General features: G+C 43.6%; 12 protein-coding genes and 1 tRNA gene. 6 read left to right on the forward strand and 7 right to left on the reverse strand.

Translation table 11 applies throughout. The annotated features are described in order from the left end of the window. The first annotated feature begins 230 nt into the window (after window positions 1–230). On the forward strand, window positions 231–3,806 hold the full coding sequence (locus PLE34_RS15895; protein ID WP_324558534.1) for a CRTAC1 family protein: 3,576 nt from the start codon (window positions 231–233) through the stop codon (window positions 3,804–3,806). A 128-nt stretch (window positions 3,807–3,934) separates the two neighbouring features. Here PLE34_RS15895 and PLE34_RS15900 read toward each other — a convergent pair whose 3' ends face one another. Continuing rightward, window positions 3,935–4,663: a GntR family transcriptional regulator gene (locus tag PLE34_RS15900; protein ID WP_324558535.1), complete on the reverse strand. Its 729-nt coding sequence runs from the start codon at window positions 4,661–4,663 to the stop codon at window positions 3,935–3,937. A 633-nt stretch (window positions 4,664–5,296) separates the two neighbouring features. Further along, a tRNA-Lys gene (locus PLE34_RS15905) sits at window positions 5,297–5,369 on the reverse strand. A gap of 364 nt (window positions 5,370–5,733) precedes the next feature. On the opposite strand from PLE34_RS15905, the gene PLE34_RS15910 reads away from it, so the two are divergent. After that, window positions 5,734–6,600, forward strand: coding sequence for a hydroxymethylglutaryl-CoA lyase (locus tag PLE34_RS15910; RefSeq protein ID WP_324558537.1), 867 nt, complete (start codon window positions 5,734–5,736; stop codon window positions 6,598–6,600). A 1-nt stretch (window position 6,601) separates the two neighbouring features. Next, on the forward strand, window positions 6,602–7,615 hold the full coding sequence (locus PLE34_RS15915) for a GSCFA domain-containing protein (protein ID WP_324558539.1): 1,014 nt from the start codon (window positions 6,602–6,604) through the stop codon (window positions 7,613–7,615). On the opposite strand, the gene PLE34_RS15920 is transcribed toward PLE34_RS15915, so the two are convergent. Together PLE34_RS15920 and PLE34_RS15925 are read right to left on the reverse strand one after the other, a co-directional pair. Beyond that, complete coding sequence (locus PLE34_RS15920; RefSeq protein WP_324558540.1) at window positions 7,612–10,173, reverse strand: ABC transporter permease; 2,562 nt, start codon at window positions 10,171–10,173, stop codon at window positions 7,612–7,614. The genes PLE34_RS15915 and PLE34_RS15920 overlap by 4 nt on opposite strands. A gap of 9 nt (window positions 10,174–10,182) precedes the next feature. After that, the gene (locus tag PLE34_RS15925) at window positions 10,183–10,884 is read right to left on the reverse strand and encodes an ABC transporter ATP-binding protein (protein WP_324558542.1); all 702 of its coding nucleotides are present in this window, start codon (window positions 10,882–10,884) and stop codon (window positions 10,183–10,185) included. Between the two features lie 121 nt (window positions 10,885–11,005). Here PLE34_RS15925 and PLE34_RS15930 point away from each other — a divergent pair, with 121 nt between their 5' ends. The 3 genes from PLE34_RS15930 (at window position 11,006) to PLE34_RS15940 (ending at window position 12,837) form a co-directional block, all read left to right on the forward strand. Further along, on the forward strand, window positions 11,006–11,683 hold the full coding sequence (locus tag PLE34_RS15930; RefSeq protein ID WP_324558544.1) for an arylesterase: 678 nt from the start codon (window positions 11,006–11,008) through the stop codon (window positions 11,681–11,683). Between the two features lie 124 nt (window positions 11,684–11,807). Beyond that, window positions 11,808–12,113 carry a thioredoxin gene (trxA, locus tag PLE34_RS15935; RefSeq protein WP_324558546.1) on the forward strand — a complete coding sequence of 102 codons (306 nt, stop codon included), beginning with the start codon at window positions 11,808–11,810 and terminating at the stop codon, window positions 12,111–12,113. Continuing rightward, window positions 12,106–12,837, forward strand: coding sequence for a thioredoxin domain-containing protein (locus tag PLE34_RS15940; RefSeq protein WP_324558547.1), 732 nt, complete (start codon window positions 12,106–12,108; stop codon window positions 12,835–12,837). Before trxA ends, PLE34_RS15940 begins: the two co-directional genes overlap by 8 nt. Window positions 12,838–12,990: 153 nt before the next feature. Here the strand turns inward: PLE34_RS15940 and PLE34_RS15945 are convergent, their stop codons facing one another. The 3 genes from PLE34_RS15945 to PLE34_RS15955 form a co-directional block, all read right to left on the reverse strand. Beyond that, window positions 12,991–13,782 carry a TPM domain-containing protein gene (locus PLE34_RS15945; protein WP_324558549.1) on the reverse strand — a complete coding sequence of 264 codons (792 nt, stop codon included), beginning with the start codon at window positions 13,780–13,782 and terminating at the stop codon, window positions 12,991–12,993. Window positions 13,783–13,948: 166 nt separating this feature from the next. Then, window positions 13,949–14,407: a TPM domain-containing protein gene (locus PLE34_RS15950; RefSeq protein WP_324558551.1), complete on the reverse strand. Its 459-nt coding sequence runs from the start codon at window positions 14,405–14,407 to the stop codon at window positions 13,949–13,951. 15 nt (window positions 14,408–14,422) lie between these two features. After that, a partial coding sequence (locus tag PLE34_RS15955; RefSeq protein WP_324558553.1) for a LemA family protein occupies window positions 14,423–15,018 on the reverse strand: 596 nt, incomplete at its 5' end.

The raw sequence follows: 15,018 nt of genomic DNA on the forward strand, positions 1-15,018 counted from the left end.
TAGAAAAAAATACAATTCACATTTTTTTTTGTTTATTTTTAAACCCGGCATAAGCCGAATGGATCCTCCCGATAAAACCGCTTTATCAGCCATCTAATAAAAATGCTGAATTTCAACAGTTTAAACACTAATTACGAGAGCGGTTCATATTTTGAACAAAAAAAATTAATACCCATAGCATACATCAATGCTAACGCATTCCACAACTTTCATTGCCAAATCATCCATGTATGAAACCCATTCTTTACTGCTTGCTTGTTTTTCTTTCCTTTTCTTCGTGCCGGCAAAATGCTGAGCTGTTTCAATTGGTCTCCCCCGGGCATTCAGGCGTTGATTTTAATAATAAGATAATGGAGAGTGATTCCATTAACCCCATTGATGTGACCAATCTTTATAACGGTGGCGGAGTTGGTGCGGGCGATTTTAACAACGACGGGTTGACAGATATTTATTTCACAGGAAGCATGGTGCCGAATAAACTATACCTGAACAAGGGAAAACTAAAATTTGAAGACATTACAACCAGTGCAGGCGTGGATGGCGATGGCAGATGGAGCAGGGGAATAGCTGTTGTAGATATTAATAATGACGGATTGATGGATATGTATGTTTGTGCGTCAATGGATAAGGACCCCGAAAAGAGAAAAAACCTGCTTTACATTAACCAGGGGCCCGACAAAAAAGGATTACCCTTTTTTAAAGAACAGGCTGCCGCTTATGGGTTAGACGACACTACGCACTCCACCATGGCAAGTTTTTTTGATTATGATAACGACGGCGACCTGGATATGTACCTGGCAGTGAATGTTATTCTCCCAAACATAAATCCATCCGTTTTTAAACACAAAATAACAGACGGATCTTTTCCCAGTACAGGACGCCTTTACAGGAATACCATGGATACCCTGGCAGGCCATCCGGTATTTACCGATGTTACCAGAGCGGCAGGACTTACACTGGAAGGATATGCACACGGCGTAACGATCGCAGACATCAATAAAGATGGATGGAAAGATATTTTTGTGACCAATGATTTTATTGCAAACGACCTGTTGTATATCAATAATCATGACGGAACCTTTACAGATAAGGCCGCAACTTATCTTAAACATACGTCTGCAAATGGAATGGGGCAGGACATTATTGACATCAATAACGACGGACTATCGGATATAATAGAATTAGACATGAGCCCGGAAGACAACTACCGTAAAAAAATGATGCTGAATTCAGGGAGCTATCAAATATTTCAACTCAATGACTTTTTCAAATACCAATACCAGTATGTAAGAAATACACTACAGGTTAACCAGGGTCCACGCGTAAATGCAAATGATTCAATAGGCGACCCGGTTTTTAGTGATATCGGTTTCTTTTCAGGCATCTCAGAAACAGACTGGAGCTGGGCTCCGCTGGTTGCCGATTTTGACAATGACGGACTTCGGGACCTGGTAGTTACCAATGGCTTTCCCAAAGATATCACAGATCATGACTTTATTGTTTACCGGCAGGAGCCTACGCCCATTGCCTCCAAATCCAGCATCCTGGCGCAGATCCCGGAAGTTAAAATACACAATTATGCTTTTCGGAATAAAGGCAATTGCAGCTTTAGTGATGTGTCGGCCGATTGGGGGTTAAAAAACAAGGCTTCTTTTTCAAACGGCGCAGTATATGCAGACCTGGACAACGATGGCGATCTTGATATGGTTATCAATAATATCAACGATGAGGCTTCTGTTTACGAGAATACGTTAATGGATTCAAAGGAAAATAACAAGCACTATTTATCTGTGCAACTAACGGGTGACGGTTTAAATGTAAATGGAATAGGTGCATGGATCGAAATTTATTATGGAAATAACCAGCAGGCCTACGAACAAACGCCTTACCGGGGCTACCTTTCCTCTATCCAGTTAAATCCTCATTTCGGACTCGACTCAGTAACCCTGGTAGACTCCCTTATTGTTAAATGGCCCGATGGAAGCAAAGAACTGGTAAAAAATGTAGCCGCCAACCAAACCATAAAATTGGATAAGAAGAATGCAAAAGATAATCATGACTGGCAGCTTCCGGTTATAGCAACGCATACTTTATTTACAGATGTTACAACGGCATCAGGCATTCACTATAAACATTCACAAATGGATTATATTGATTTTAATATTCAAAAGTTATTACCTCATAAATTTTCGGAATACGGGCCATCCCTGGCAGCCGGAGATGTGAATGGCGATGGATTGGATGATATTGTTGCAGGAGGAAATTCTTTATTTGCAACAACGCTGTTATTGCAACAGCATAACGGCTCATTTTTACAAAAAACAATAACACAACCAACCGAAATAAGGGATTTTCACTACCAGGATATGGGAACCATCCTGTTTGATGCAGACGGCGATGGTGACCTGGATCTTTACCTGGCGCGGGGCGGATATGAAAGCAGGCCCAATACGGCGGCTTACCAGGACCAGTTTTTCATCAATGACGGGAAAGGAAATTTTACATCCGACTCATTGGCACTGCCTCAGAATTTTGCCAGTAAATCCTGTGTAAGAGTTGCAGATTATGATAAGGATGGAGACCTTGATCTTTTTATTGCCGGCCGGGTAGAACCCTGGAATTATCCCAAAGCGGTATCCAGCTATATCTACAGGAACGATTCAAAAAACGGGCATATCCAATTTTCCGATGTAACCGCTGATATTGCGGGTGAATTAAATAACATCGGGCTGGTATGCGATGCCCTGTTTACTGATTTTGATAATGATGGCTGGCCAGACCTGATACTGGCCGGAGAATGGATGCCACTTACTTTTTTTAAAAATGACAAGGGCAGTTTTAAAAATGTAACAGCTAAAACAGGTTTGGCCAACGAAATTGGATGGTGGAACAGTATCGCGGCGGGCGACTTTGACAATGATGGGGATATAGATTATATAGCAGGCAACCTGGGTGAGAATTCTTTTTATAAAGCAAGCGCACCATACCCGGTATCTGTGTATGCCAAAGATTTTGACAACAACAACAGCTACGATGCCTTCATGTCGCTGTATCTCCCGGCCAGCCAGGATTCTCTCGTGAAAAAAGAATTTCCGGCGCATTTAAGAGATGATGCTGTAAAGCAAATGACAGCAGTAAAGACAAAGTTTCAGAGTTTTAAATCGTATGCCGTGGCTACTATGGACCAGTTGCTTACAAAAGAACAGTTAGAAGATGCATTAATACTAAGAGCCAATAACTTCAGTTCCAGCTATTGTAGAAATGATGGTGATGGTAAATTCACTTTAGTGTCCCTGCCTTTTGTGGCCCAGTTGTCTGCCCTGAACGGTATGATAACAGACGATTTTGACGGAGATGGCAACCTGGATATCGCAATGAACACGAATGATTATGGATCGGAAGTAACAACAGGCCGTTACGACGCATTAAATGGCCTGCTGCTGAAAGGAGACGGCAAAGGAAACTTCATCGCCCAATCCATCCTTGAAAGCGGCATTTTTATTCCGGGTAATGGTAAGGCGCTAATAAAACTGAGAGGCGCAAATGGTAAATACCTGCTGGTTGCGGCACAAAACCGCGCCCCGCTTAAAGTATATGCGCTTAAAAAAGATATTATTCATATTCCTTTGCAACCGAATGAAATAAACGCTGAAATCATTTACAGGGATGGTAAAAAACAAAGGCAGGAATGTTATTATGGCTTTTCCTTTCTGTCGCAATCAGCAAGATTTTTGAGTATTGATAAGAATATTGCTTCGGTAACTGTTTCAGATAACAAAGGCACGACACGGAAGCTGGATTTTTAATCCAATACCCCCCGGAGTGGTCCCGGAAAATGAGGTTGATTAACGTTCGAAGGTAGTGGCTGACCGGTGAAATTATATTACAAAATGCGTTAGCAGTAAACCCGTTTTCGGTGTGCAGCAATTTATTGCTATCTCCTGCTCTCGATTGTGTACACGAAGCTATCGGCCCTGTAGAAGCCCAGATTATATTCTATAGGGCGTTCGCCCTGGTCAAAAACAAACCGTTTTCTGCATAGAACGGGAGCACCCGGCGCAAGATTCAATTTAACTGCAATGAATTTATCTGCTGCTTTTGCAGTGATCTCTTCCTTCGAAAGGCTGGCTACCACCAGGTGATCTTTTTCCAGTATCTCATAAAGCGGTCTTTGAAAATCTTCCTTGCCGGTGAGTCCTACACGCGGATGAAAATACGAAACGAAATACACAAAAGGGCCTTCTGGGCGCCCTCTTAACCGCTCCATTTTCAAAACCTTTTTGTTGGACCTGATCTCGAAGAAATTAGCTACCGCTTCTTCCGGCCTAATCCAACTCAGCTTAAGCTCAAAATTTTTAATCGGTATCTTCCGGGCTGCCATTTCCTGGGAAAAACTTAGCCAATTAACCGATTTTGAACTTACTATACTGTCGCTAACCTTGGTGCCTACCCCTTTTTTCCTTACAAGCAGTCCCTCGTATACGAGCTTATTTATGGCTATTCGTAAAGTGGTTCTGGATATAGCTAACTGTTTGGCCAACGCAACTTCATTAGGTAGTAGCTTCCCTTTTGCATATTGGGGGCTGCGTATGATCTTTCTCAAAAGCTCTTCTGCCTGTATATGTAATGGTATATGGTTTTTGTGATCAATTGAAAAGTTCATGTTTGAAAATGTTGTGCAATATTACATTTTTTATATAATAGTATTCTAAATACAGAAGAGGACGAGCGCATTTCAAACCATCGCCATCTGGCGGAATCGGCCCAAAGCGTCAGGCAGGCGCTCCAACCGGGGCGGTCTGCCGTAAGCGGTATCTTCCCCGCATGAGGGGGGTTAGTAAAAGAAATAAACGATTTTTCCGGAGCATTCTTTATAATAAATACATTTAGTAGATAAATCATAAATTTGTTCAAAAGGCTTATTCATGAGCAACAGATCAGCACAGTAGGGAATAAATGCAAGAAGTGTGGGCATTCAGCGCACTAGTTATTTCTAAAATGTTGACGGTCCTAAAATGAAGCACCAGGCAACGCTCAATGATATCGAGGAAAAGATCAAAGAAGTAGCGAAAATAGTCCATAAAAACGTCCACTAATTTTATCCACCCTTTGAAATCAGCTTCGAGTAAGCATTTTAAAAACCTGTGTGACCCAGCACAGGCATCCCTCCGGTTTCACACAGGAAAATTATCTCATTTAACGAGTGGAATGTCGGCGGCGGGATAAACTTCTCGTCTCTGCTTTTTGCAATGCAAAACCAATCCCGGCAATGCTTGCCGGGATTGGTTTCACTGCGTGACCCCGCAGAGACTCGAACTCTGGACCCGCTGATTAAGAGTCAGCTGCTCTACCAACTGAGCTACGGAGTCGGGAAGGAGGCAAAAATATCAAAATACTTTTATATTCTGCGCACGGCAATCTAAATAGAAAATAAAAATGCACAGAAGCCGGCCGTAATATATGTAATACGCCGTGGAAAATGTGGGTGCGTTTATTCTCGCATTGTTGTGGTGAAGTTGTCTCAAAAGGGCCGGTATAGAAGATATGCCGCTAAGGCGCAAAGTCCTGATCTGCAGGTTTTATTTTCTTTGTGTTTTAGTACTTTGTGACAAAATATTACTTTTTAAACAACTCCACAGCGTACAGCCCCGGCAACAACTTGAACTTTTCTCACCGAAGGTAAATACACCCAAAAGCGCTTATCCGTTTTCTTTGCTAAATTGCACTTTACATATGACCGCCGCATCCTACACAGTAAAATTAATTGAATGCCCGCGCGATGCTATGCAGGGCTGGAGCCATTTTATTCCAACGCCAAAAAAAATTGATTATATCAATGCTTTGCTGAAAGTAGGATTCGATACCATAGATTTCGGCAGCTTTGTTTCACCTAAAGCCATCCCGCAAATGGCAGATACGGCAGCGGTGGTATCACAACTGGATATTTCCGGCACCAGCACAAAACTATTGGCTATAGTAGCCAATGAACGCGGGGCAAAGGAAGCCCTGCAATACGATGCCATTAGCTGCTTAGGATTTCCCTTCTCTGTTTCAGAAACTTTTCAGCTCCGCAATACCAACAGCACTATAGCTGAATCACTAACACGGGTGGAAGCCATACAGCAACTTTGCATTGCGCATAAAAAACAATTGGTAATATATCTTTCCATGGGATTTGGAAACCCCTATGGCGATCCATACAACGAAGAGATCGTATACAAATGGGCCCATACCATACAACAACTGGGCGTTACCGTTATTTCCCTGGCCGATACGGTAGGTTTGGCCACTCCCGAACAGGTAAATCGCGTTACCGCTCATTTGATCAGCGCCCTGCCCGGCATAGAAATTGGCGTGCACCTGCATTCCACACCTGTGCACCACGCACACAAGATTGACGCGGCATTTAAAGCAGGCTGCCGCCGCTTCGACGGTGCATTGCTGGGTATTGGCGGTTGCCCGATGGCTGATGACGAGCTGGTGGGCAATATGGATACGGAACAAATGATCAGCTATTTCTCGAAGCAGGGATGCTGCAACCAGCTCAATGCAGAAGCCCTGCAGCAAAGTATTATGATGGCCCAAACTATTTTTATGTAGTATGACAAACTTCAGGTTAGCATTAAACATACCGCGCTTCCCTCAAAAGATCAATTATCGCCAGAAGCTGTTCTTATCGGGTTCCTGCTTTACGGAACATATTACCAGGCAGCTTGCCGATAATAAGTTTACCACGCTTGAAAATCCAAATGGCATTCTTTTTAATCCGGTAAGCATAGCAGCATCTGTGGTGTCTTATATAGAACAAAAGCGGTACAGCGAAGAAGACCTGTTTTACTACAATGAGCTTTGGAACAGTTGGGATCATCACAGCCGCTTCTCGCATCCCGATAAGCAAACTGCCTTGCAGCAAATGAATGATTCACAGCAGGTGGCACACGCTTATTTGAAACAGGCCAACTGGCTGATACTAACTTTAGGCTCCGCATTCGTATATGAATGGATAGAAAAGCCATCTCCATTATACACGGTAAAGAACAGGGACACCGACATTGTAGCCAATTGCCATAAAGTACCTGCAGACAGGTTCAGGAAAAAGCTGTTGACTACTGAAGAAGTATTTACCGTTTTAGATAATCTCCGGTACAGGCTGATGTTATTCAACCCCAATATTAAAATTATATATACCATAAGCCCGGTGCGTCATGCAAGAGACGGGCTGGTGGAGAATAATAAAAGCAAAGCTACCCTGATACAGGCGGTTCATCATGTTGTGGAGAAGTTTGAAAATCATTTTTATTTTCCTGCTTACGAACTGGTGATAGATGACCTGCGGGACTACCGTTTTTACGCTGAAGATATGATTCATCCCAATTACCTGGCTACCGCTTATGTATGGGAAAAGTTTACAGCCGCATGCATTGACCCATCCTGCTATGCAGTAATGAAAGCAATGGAAAAGATCAACATTGCCGTGAAACACCGTCCTTTCAACCCCTCATCTGAAGCGCACCGGCAATTTTTAAGCAGTTACTTTACTAAAGTACAGGCGTTACAGGAACAATATCCTTATCTGAATTTCACAGAAGAGCTCAACCATTTTGGCGGCAGCTAAACTTCTTTTCGCAGCACCTCTAACGGTGGCGTATTTACGATTCCCCTGCTGTTAAACAATCCTATGGCAACAGTAAGCAGCGATATGGAAAAGAATAATACAAGTATGGGCATTAATGACGGACTGAAGGAAGCATCGAAGCTGTATTTTGCCAAAATGTAGCTGCACCCCAGTGAAAGCAATATGCCGGTACCTGCCGCAAGCGTACCCAGAAAAAAATATTCCAAAGCGGTGATCATATACAATTGCTTCCGGCTGGCGCCGAGCGTACGCAACAATACCGTTTCCTGTATGCGCTGGAATTTACTTACATAAACGGAGGCAATGAGCACGATCAACCCTGTAATGATGCTAAAACCAGCCATGAACCGGATCACAAAACCAATTTTATCCAGCACTTCATCTAATACTTTTAATATGAGTCCCAGGTCAATAACGGATACATTGGGAAACTGGCGTACCACCGCCTGCTGGAAAGACGCAGAAGCTTCGTTAGATGACACGCGGGTAACCAGCACATAAAACTGTGGTGCGTCTTCCAGTACGCCTGCAGGAAAAATAACGCGAAAATTGGTTTGCACCCTTCTCCAGTCTACATCCCTGAAGCTTCCTACTATAGTTGGTAAAAGGGCGCCCTGTACATTAAACAGAATACTATCTCCTATAGATACCTTAAGATGATTGGCGTACCGCTCTTCCAATGATATGTAAATGTTATCGCCGGGCGTATATGGCTTTGTTTCTAATTTTCCGGCAGTTATCTTTTCCGTATTCGTTAGCGAATCGCGGTAGGTAACACGTAATTCTCCTTCAAACGCCCTGGCAGGGATGCCTGAAACGGAATCTTTTTTTGCTGCTGCCGCATTCTTCCCGTTGATCTCTTCTATGCGCATCGTAACGATAGGCACATCCTGGTACAGCGGTAAATGATATTGTTCTACCAGCTTTGTCACCGCGGCTTTCTGGGTGGTTTGAATATCAAACAATACCATATTGGGCTGGTTATTGCCGGCAGACATGGATACACGGCTCATCAGCATATCCTGCATAAAATACAATATGCCAATAAACAACGTGCCTAAACCTATGGTAACCACCAATAAAATCGTTTGATTATTGGGACGGTACAAATTGGCAAAGCCCTGCCGCCATAAATAACTGAGGGAAGAAGGAAAAAAACGGCGTACCATTCCCCGCAGCAACACTGCCACGGCTGTTAATAACAAAAAAGCAGCAAGCACACCTGCCGTAAAGATAAATGCCTGCGTCCAGCTTTGCACCTGCAGCCGGGTAAAGAGCGTAATGAAAAAAAGTATGGCGGCAAACAGGAGCACCTGCCACGGATTACGCCATGCCGGCGCGGGTTCAACAGATACCCGCAAAGTATATAACGGAGAAATACTGCGTATGGAAAGCAGGGGCAACAATCCAAATAAGAAAGAGAGGATAACGCCCAGCCCTATTCCCTTGGCAACAGATGGCCATGAAACGGAGGTACTGATCTGCACAGGTAAAATATCTTTCAATACAAAAGGTAAAACCTGTTGCGCTACTGTTCCCAGCAAGGCGCCGGTTACTGCCCCGATAAATCCAAGTATGGTTATTTGTATCAGATAAATCAGAAAGGTTTGTTTTGTGCTGGCCCCCATGCAGCGCAATATGGCGATAGCGGGTATTTTTTCGCGGATATAAATATTAATGGAACTGGCTATACCAATACAACCTAACAATAAGGCGATAAAGCCGATGAGCGTAAGGAACCGGGAAACATCTTCAAACTGTCTGCCGGTGTCTCTTTTGCGTGACTCGGCCGTTTCATAATCAAGCCCTTTGCTTTCTAATACAGGGCTGATAGCAGCAAGCTGCTTATCCATTGCTGTCTGATCATCATACCTGAAATAATAGCTATAATTAAACCGGCTGCCTTTTTGTAAAAGCCCGGTTTGCTGCAGGTACCTGAAAGGGATATATACCGGCGGAGCAATAGTAGTGGAAAGCCCGGAGCGGCCGGGCGCCCGCGTAAGTGTGCCTGCAATAATAAAAGTGAGCTCACCTACACGTATGGAGTCTCCTATTTTTGCATCAAACTGCAGCATGAGTGTTTGATCTACCAGTGCCTGCTGTCCCTTACGGAAATCAGTACCCGCTTCCACGGGCACCGTTTCCAAACGACCATAGTAGGGGTAATCGCCGTCAAGCGCCAATACCTGCACCAGCCTGGTTCCGTTATTCTTTGTAAAATAAATCATGGAGGCAAAACGGCATTCCTGTGAACGCTGATTACCCAGGGTATCCAGCATCATTTGAACAGAACTGTCTGCTGCTTTATTGCTTTCAATTACCAGGTCGGAGCCAAGCAGCGTTTTAGCCTGGTTATTGATATCATTGCGCACATGATCGCTCAGTGAAAAAATAGCTACCAAAGCCGCAATACCCAGCACAATAGAAGACATGAATAACACCAGCCTGGAACGGTTCCGGCGGCTGTCGCGCCAGGCCATTAATAAAAGCCAGCGAATGTCCGGTTTCTTATCGGGTAAAAGCTGATCTGTGCTCATGTACAATTTTTAAACTGCCAGTGGTGTATTACTGGTAGGTTCGTCTGCAATAATATGCCCCCCTTTTAAACGGATAATACGTTGCGTGCTTTCCGCCAGTTCGGAATTATGGGTAACAATGATTAAGGTGGTACCCGCCTCCCTGTTCAGCTCAAAAAGCAATGATACAATTTTCGCGCTGGTTTCATCATCTAAGTTACCGGTAGGTTCATCGGCAAACAATATTTTAGGACGGGTAGAAAAAGCACGCGCTATAGACACCCGTTGCTGCTCTCCGCCGGATAATTGCGCGGGATAATGATGCAAACGATCGGCTAATCCTACTTTCCCAAGCAACGCAACAGCACGGGGGCGGATATGCTTTTCACCCTGTAATTCTAAGGGAACCATTACGTTTTCAAGAGCGGTAAGGGTAGGTATCAATTGAAAATTCTGGAAAATGAATCCTATATAACGGTTACGGATAAATGCTCTTTCGTCTTCACTCCTGTCATCCATCCGCATTTTATTAAACTCAATGGTACCTGCGCTTGCCCTGTCGAGCCCGGCGCACAAACCCAGCAAAGTAGTCTTCCCGCTACCCGAAGGGCCTACAATAGCTACAATAGCGCCTGCTTCTATAGTAAAACTAATATCATGAAGCACCGTAAGCTTTTTATTGCCGCTTTGATAGGTTTTGCTTACGTTGTGCACATTCAGTATCATATCCATTTTCAAACCTTATATTGAAAAAAAGTAACAGCCAAATTAGCGCTCTTTTAGATAAACCCTGTTTAAATTACTGTATTTTTAAAATATACTTAACAGCTTTATAGAATAAATTAGTGATGTTATGACGAAATTAGGCACTTATGGAATACTGCTGCTGCTATTATCTGCAGCCTGTAACAACCCAAATTCAACACCGGCGGGTGTAGCGAAGGACAGCACTCAAAAAGAAACACCGCTACCGTCATCATCAGTAAAGAATATTATTTTTTTTGGAAATAGCCTCACGGCAGGATATGGTCTTGATCTCTCCGAAGCTTACCCCGCGCTGATACAGGCTAAGATTGATTCATTAAAGCTCTCTTATAAAGTTATAAATGCAGGACTAAGTGGCGAAACCACAGCCGGTGGCAACAGCAGGATTGACTGGATATTAAAACAGCCGGTACACGTTTTTGTGCTTGAATTAGGCGGCAACGATGGGTTGCGTGGCATACCACTCGAAGAAACGGAAAAAAACCTGCAGCAGATATTGAATAAGGTAAAAGAAAAATATCCCAATGCAAAATGCATGCTCGCCGGTATGCGCGTACCGCCCAATATGGGAAAACAATACAGTGAAAAATTTCATGCTCTTTTTATTACACTGGCAAAAAAAAATAATATTGCTTTTTTGCCTTTCCTGCTGGAAGGCGTAGGAGGAGAGCCGGAGTTAAACCAGGCAGATGGCATACACCCTACTGCCGAAGGACAAAAGATTGTAGCCGAAAACGTATGGGCTGTGCTGAAAGAACTGCTTTAAGCAGGAAAATAAAATGCAAAGGAATGATGGGATCATCTCCACCTTTAATGTAACTTTTGTAACACATGTCAGGCTTAATCATTTATTATCTTTGCCTGTTACAATTACAAACAACACACCGGCAATGGCAACATTTTCTGAGCTTATTAATGGTAGCAAACCCGTATTGGTTGATTTTTACGCCACATGGTGCGGACCCTGTAAAATGATGGCTCCTATCCTTGAATCATTAAAGCAAAACATTGGCGATGCAGCTTCAATTATAAAGATAGATGTAGATAAAAATCCTCAAGCCGCTTCTGCTTACGGAGTTCAGGGCGTGCCTACACTTATTTTATTCAAACAGGGGAAAATATTATGGCGGCAGTCGGGCGTTGTACAGGCACACCAGCTTCAGCAAATCATCAATCAATACAGCAACCATGCGTAAATCATTTCTTTTGCAAACTGTTTTTGCTTTATTTTCTTCTTTGACCATTTTTGCGCAGGGGGAATCCGGTGTAAAGCTATTGCCTGCAAAAGCGTTTGCGCAGGGCTTAGACTCAGCAGCTCACAAACAGGTTATTGACGTTCGCACGCCCGAAGAGTTTCAATCCGGGCATATAGCTGCAGCAAAGAATATCAACATTTATGATGCAGATTTTAAAGCCAGGCTTGAAAAGCTAAACAAAGCGCAGCCTGTATTCGTTTACTGTAAGGGTGGTGGCAGAAGTGCGGAAGCCGCTAAAATATTGAATGAATTGGGGTTTACTAATATATATGATTTGCAGGGTGGCATAATGGCGTGGGAAAACAATAGGCTGCCTGTAGCGGTTAACGAAAATGTAAAACCCCCCGATAACGCGTTTACTGTTTCTGACTTTGATCAATTGCTTGCCGGGAACAAGGTATTGCTGGTTGATTTTTATGCACCCTGGTGTATTCCCTGCCGGCAGATGGAGCCATCATTACGAAAGCTTAAAAGGGAATACAAAGGCAAAATAACTTTTTCCCGCATTAACCTGGATAAAGCCAAACCATTAGCCCGCAAGCTGAATATTGAAAGCATACCCGTAATTGCTGTTTACAGAAACGGAACAGAACTTAAACGAATTACCGGCTTTCAGTCTGCTTCACAGCTCAGGGAACTGATAGTGTATTTATTGAAGAGCTAAGAAACATAGGTACACATAGCTATACCTTCTCTTTTCCTATGACCCTATTGTGCCTATGTGTTGAAGATAACAAACGAAGCACATGGTAAAACATCCAAAACCCAGGTTATTAGCTGAAAAGCGTATTTGCATTAAATTCGGGAAGCCGTTGCCTTACCAGCTTCCGCCTGCTCCGCCGCCACCAAAGCTACCACCGCCAAAGCCACCAAACCCACCACCGGAACTGCCACCGCCCCATCCACCGCCTCCCCTGCTGCCGCTGCCACCACCACCGGGGAGCCAGAATACAGGCGGGATACCGGTTTCACGGTAACCACGCCGGCTCATGAAAGAACCACCGCCACCACCTCCGCCGATACGGGAAATAATGATTACAATAATAAATATGATGAATATGATAAGGGGTAAAGGAACGCCTTTTTTCCTTCCCCTGTTTGCATATCCTTCGGGTGGCTGGTATTCACCAGCCGCGGCCTGCATTATAGCGGTAGTGCCTTCATCAATACCCCTGAAGTAATCATCACCCCTGAAGTTTGGAAGGATCTCATTTTCTACGATCTGCTTACAGGTTATATCCGGCAAGGCGCCTTCCAACCCGTAGCCGGGAGCTATAAAAACCTTGCGATCGTCTTTCGCAATTAAAAAAACTACGCCGTTATTAAATTCCTTATTACCTACACCCCATTTGCGGCCCAATGCAGTAGCATATTCATACGGATCGTAATCATTTAATGTTTTTACTATAACAACTACAACCTGGTTGGAGGTTGTATCATCATAATTTTTGAGCTTATGCTCCAGGTTTTCCTGTTGTAATGAAGTAAGGGTACCCGTGTAGTCGTTTACTAATCGTGGCGGGTTGGGTGCCGCAGGAATGATCTTATCTACCTGTGCAGCAACACCAAGAGAGAGAAAGAACAGTATGACGAAAAAATACTTCTTCATTAATTATAAAATTCCTTATCCGGAGAAAATATCCCAACCATAAAAAAATGCTAAATAAACCCGAAATTTAAAATTCGAAATCAATAAATAAATCCAAAAGGAAGTATAATGAACTTCAAAGCACAGACCGAGCCAATGTCAAATTTCAAATCTCAAATTGCTCCGCTCATTTTCCAAACACAATCTCATCCGGCAATTCATTCCTGTCGGTTTCAGTATCATAAGGAAAATGCTCACATAAGGCCTCTCCTATATGCCTTACCATCTGTATAATACCATCCGCATGGTTGGCGGCACTGAACGCATTGAGCATCTGCCGGACCTCTGCTTTCCAGAAAGCTTCACCTACCCTTTGGTGGATGCCTTCATCGCCGTATACCGCCAACTGATGATCCCTGATGGCTATATATACGATTACCCCGTTGCGTTGCTCCGTTTTCTCCATCTTCAGTCCATAAAACAGTTCTATAGCCCTGTCAACAGGATCCATAAAGCGGCAATGGCTTTCCACATATACCCGTACCTCTCCACTCGTAAGCCTTTCGGCCTCCCGGATAGCAGATACGATACGCTGGTTCTCTTCCGGCGAAAAAAAATGTTTTATTCTGGATGGAAAAAGCCTCATGAATGCAGATAAAATTTAAAAATTCACTTCCGGTGCGGTATCAGCACCCGGCTCTGCTGCAAAAAATCCTTTTTCTTTGAACCCGAACATACCTGCATATAAAGCATTGGGGAACGTCTTTACCACTGTATTATAATCCTGCACCGCCGTATTGAAATCATTACGGGATACCTTGATCCTGTTCTCTGTTCCTTCTAATTGCGACTGCAGGTTAAGAAAGTTCTGGTTAGCCTTTAACTCGGGATATCGCTCTACCGTTACAAGCAAACGGCTTAGTGCACCACTTACTTCACCCTGCGCCTGCTGAAACTGGGCCAGCTTTTCGGGCGTAAGGTCATCTGCATTAATATTTACCTTGGTGGCATTAGCCCTGGCCTCTATTACCTGTGTAAGCGTTTCCTGCTCAAAGTTGGCCGCACCTTTTACGGTGTTCACTAAGTTGGGTATAAGATCAGAACGGCGCTGGTATTCACTCTGAACATTCCCCCACTTGCCTTTTACGTTTTGATCCAATCCAACCATTTTATTATATCCACCGCAACCGCAACCCCCTAACAACAATATGGCGCCTATAACAACAATTAAAATAAGATTTTTCGACTTCATGTGTA

Origin of the sequence: Agriterribacter sp., assembly GCF_035445465.1 — a bacterium.
Classification (GTDB): domain Bacteria; phylum Bacteroidota; class Bacteroidia; order Chitinophagales; family Chitinophagaceae; genus Agriterribacter.

What these genes read in the sequence shown, in the direction of transcription:
- PLE34_RS15900 (WP_324558535.1), bottom strand. Translation starts at nt 4,663, where the DNA reads ATGAACTTTTCAATTGATCACAAAAACCATATACCATTACATATACAG.
- trxA (WP_324558546.1), top strand. Translation starts at nt 11,808, where the DNA reads ATGGCAACATTTTCTGAGCTTATTAATGGTAGCAAACCCGTATTGGTT.
- PLE34_RS15910 (WP_324558537.1), top strand. Translation starts at nt 5,734, where the DNA reads ATGACCGCCGCATCCTACACAGTAAAATTAATTGAATGCCCGCGCGAT.
- PLE34_RS15930 (WP_324558544.1), top strand. Translation starts at nt 11,006, where the DNA reads ATGACGAAATTAGGCACTTATGGAATACTGCTGCTGCTATTATCTGCA.
- PLE34_RS15940 (WP_324558547.1), top strand. Translation starts at nt 12,106, where the DNA reads ATGCGTAAATCATTTCTTTTGCAAACTGTTTTTGCTTTATTTTCTTCT.
- PLE34_RS15915 (WP_324558539.1), top strand. Translation starts at nt 6,602, where the DNA reads ATGACAAACTTCAGGTTAGCATTAAACATACCGCGCTTCCCTCAAAAG.
- PLE34_RS15945 (WP_324558549.1), bottom strand. Translation starts at nt 13,782, where the DNA reads ATGAAGAAGTATTTTTTCGTCATACTGTTCTTTCTCTCTCTTGGTGTT.
- PLE34_RS15950 (WP_324558551.1), bottom strand. Translation starts at nt 14,407, where the DNA reads ATGAGGCTTTTTCCATCCAGAATAAAACATTTTTTTTCGCCGGAAGAG.
- PLE34_RS15925 (WP_324558542.1), bottom strand. Translation starts at nt 10,884, where the DNA reads ATGGATATGATACTGAATGTGCACAACGTAAGCAAAACCTATCAAAGC.
- PLE34_RS15895 (WP_324558534.1), top strand. Translation starts at nt 231, where the DNA reads ATGAAACCCATTCTTTACTGCTTGCTTGTTTTTCTTTCCTTTTCTTCG.
- PLE34_RS15920 (WP_324558540.1), bottom strand. Translation starts at nt 10,173, where the DNA reads ATGAGCACAGATCAGCTTTTACCCGATAAGAAACCGGACATTCGCTGG.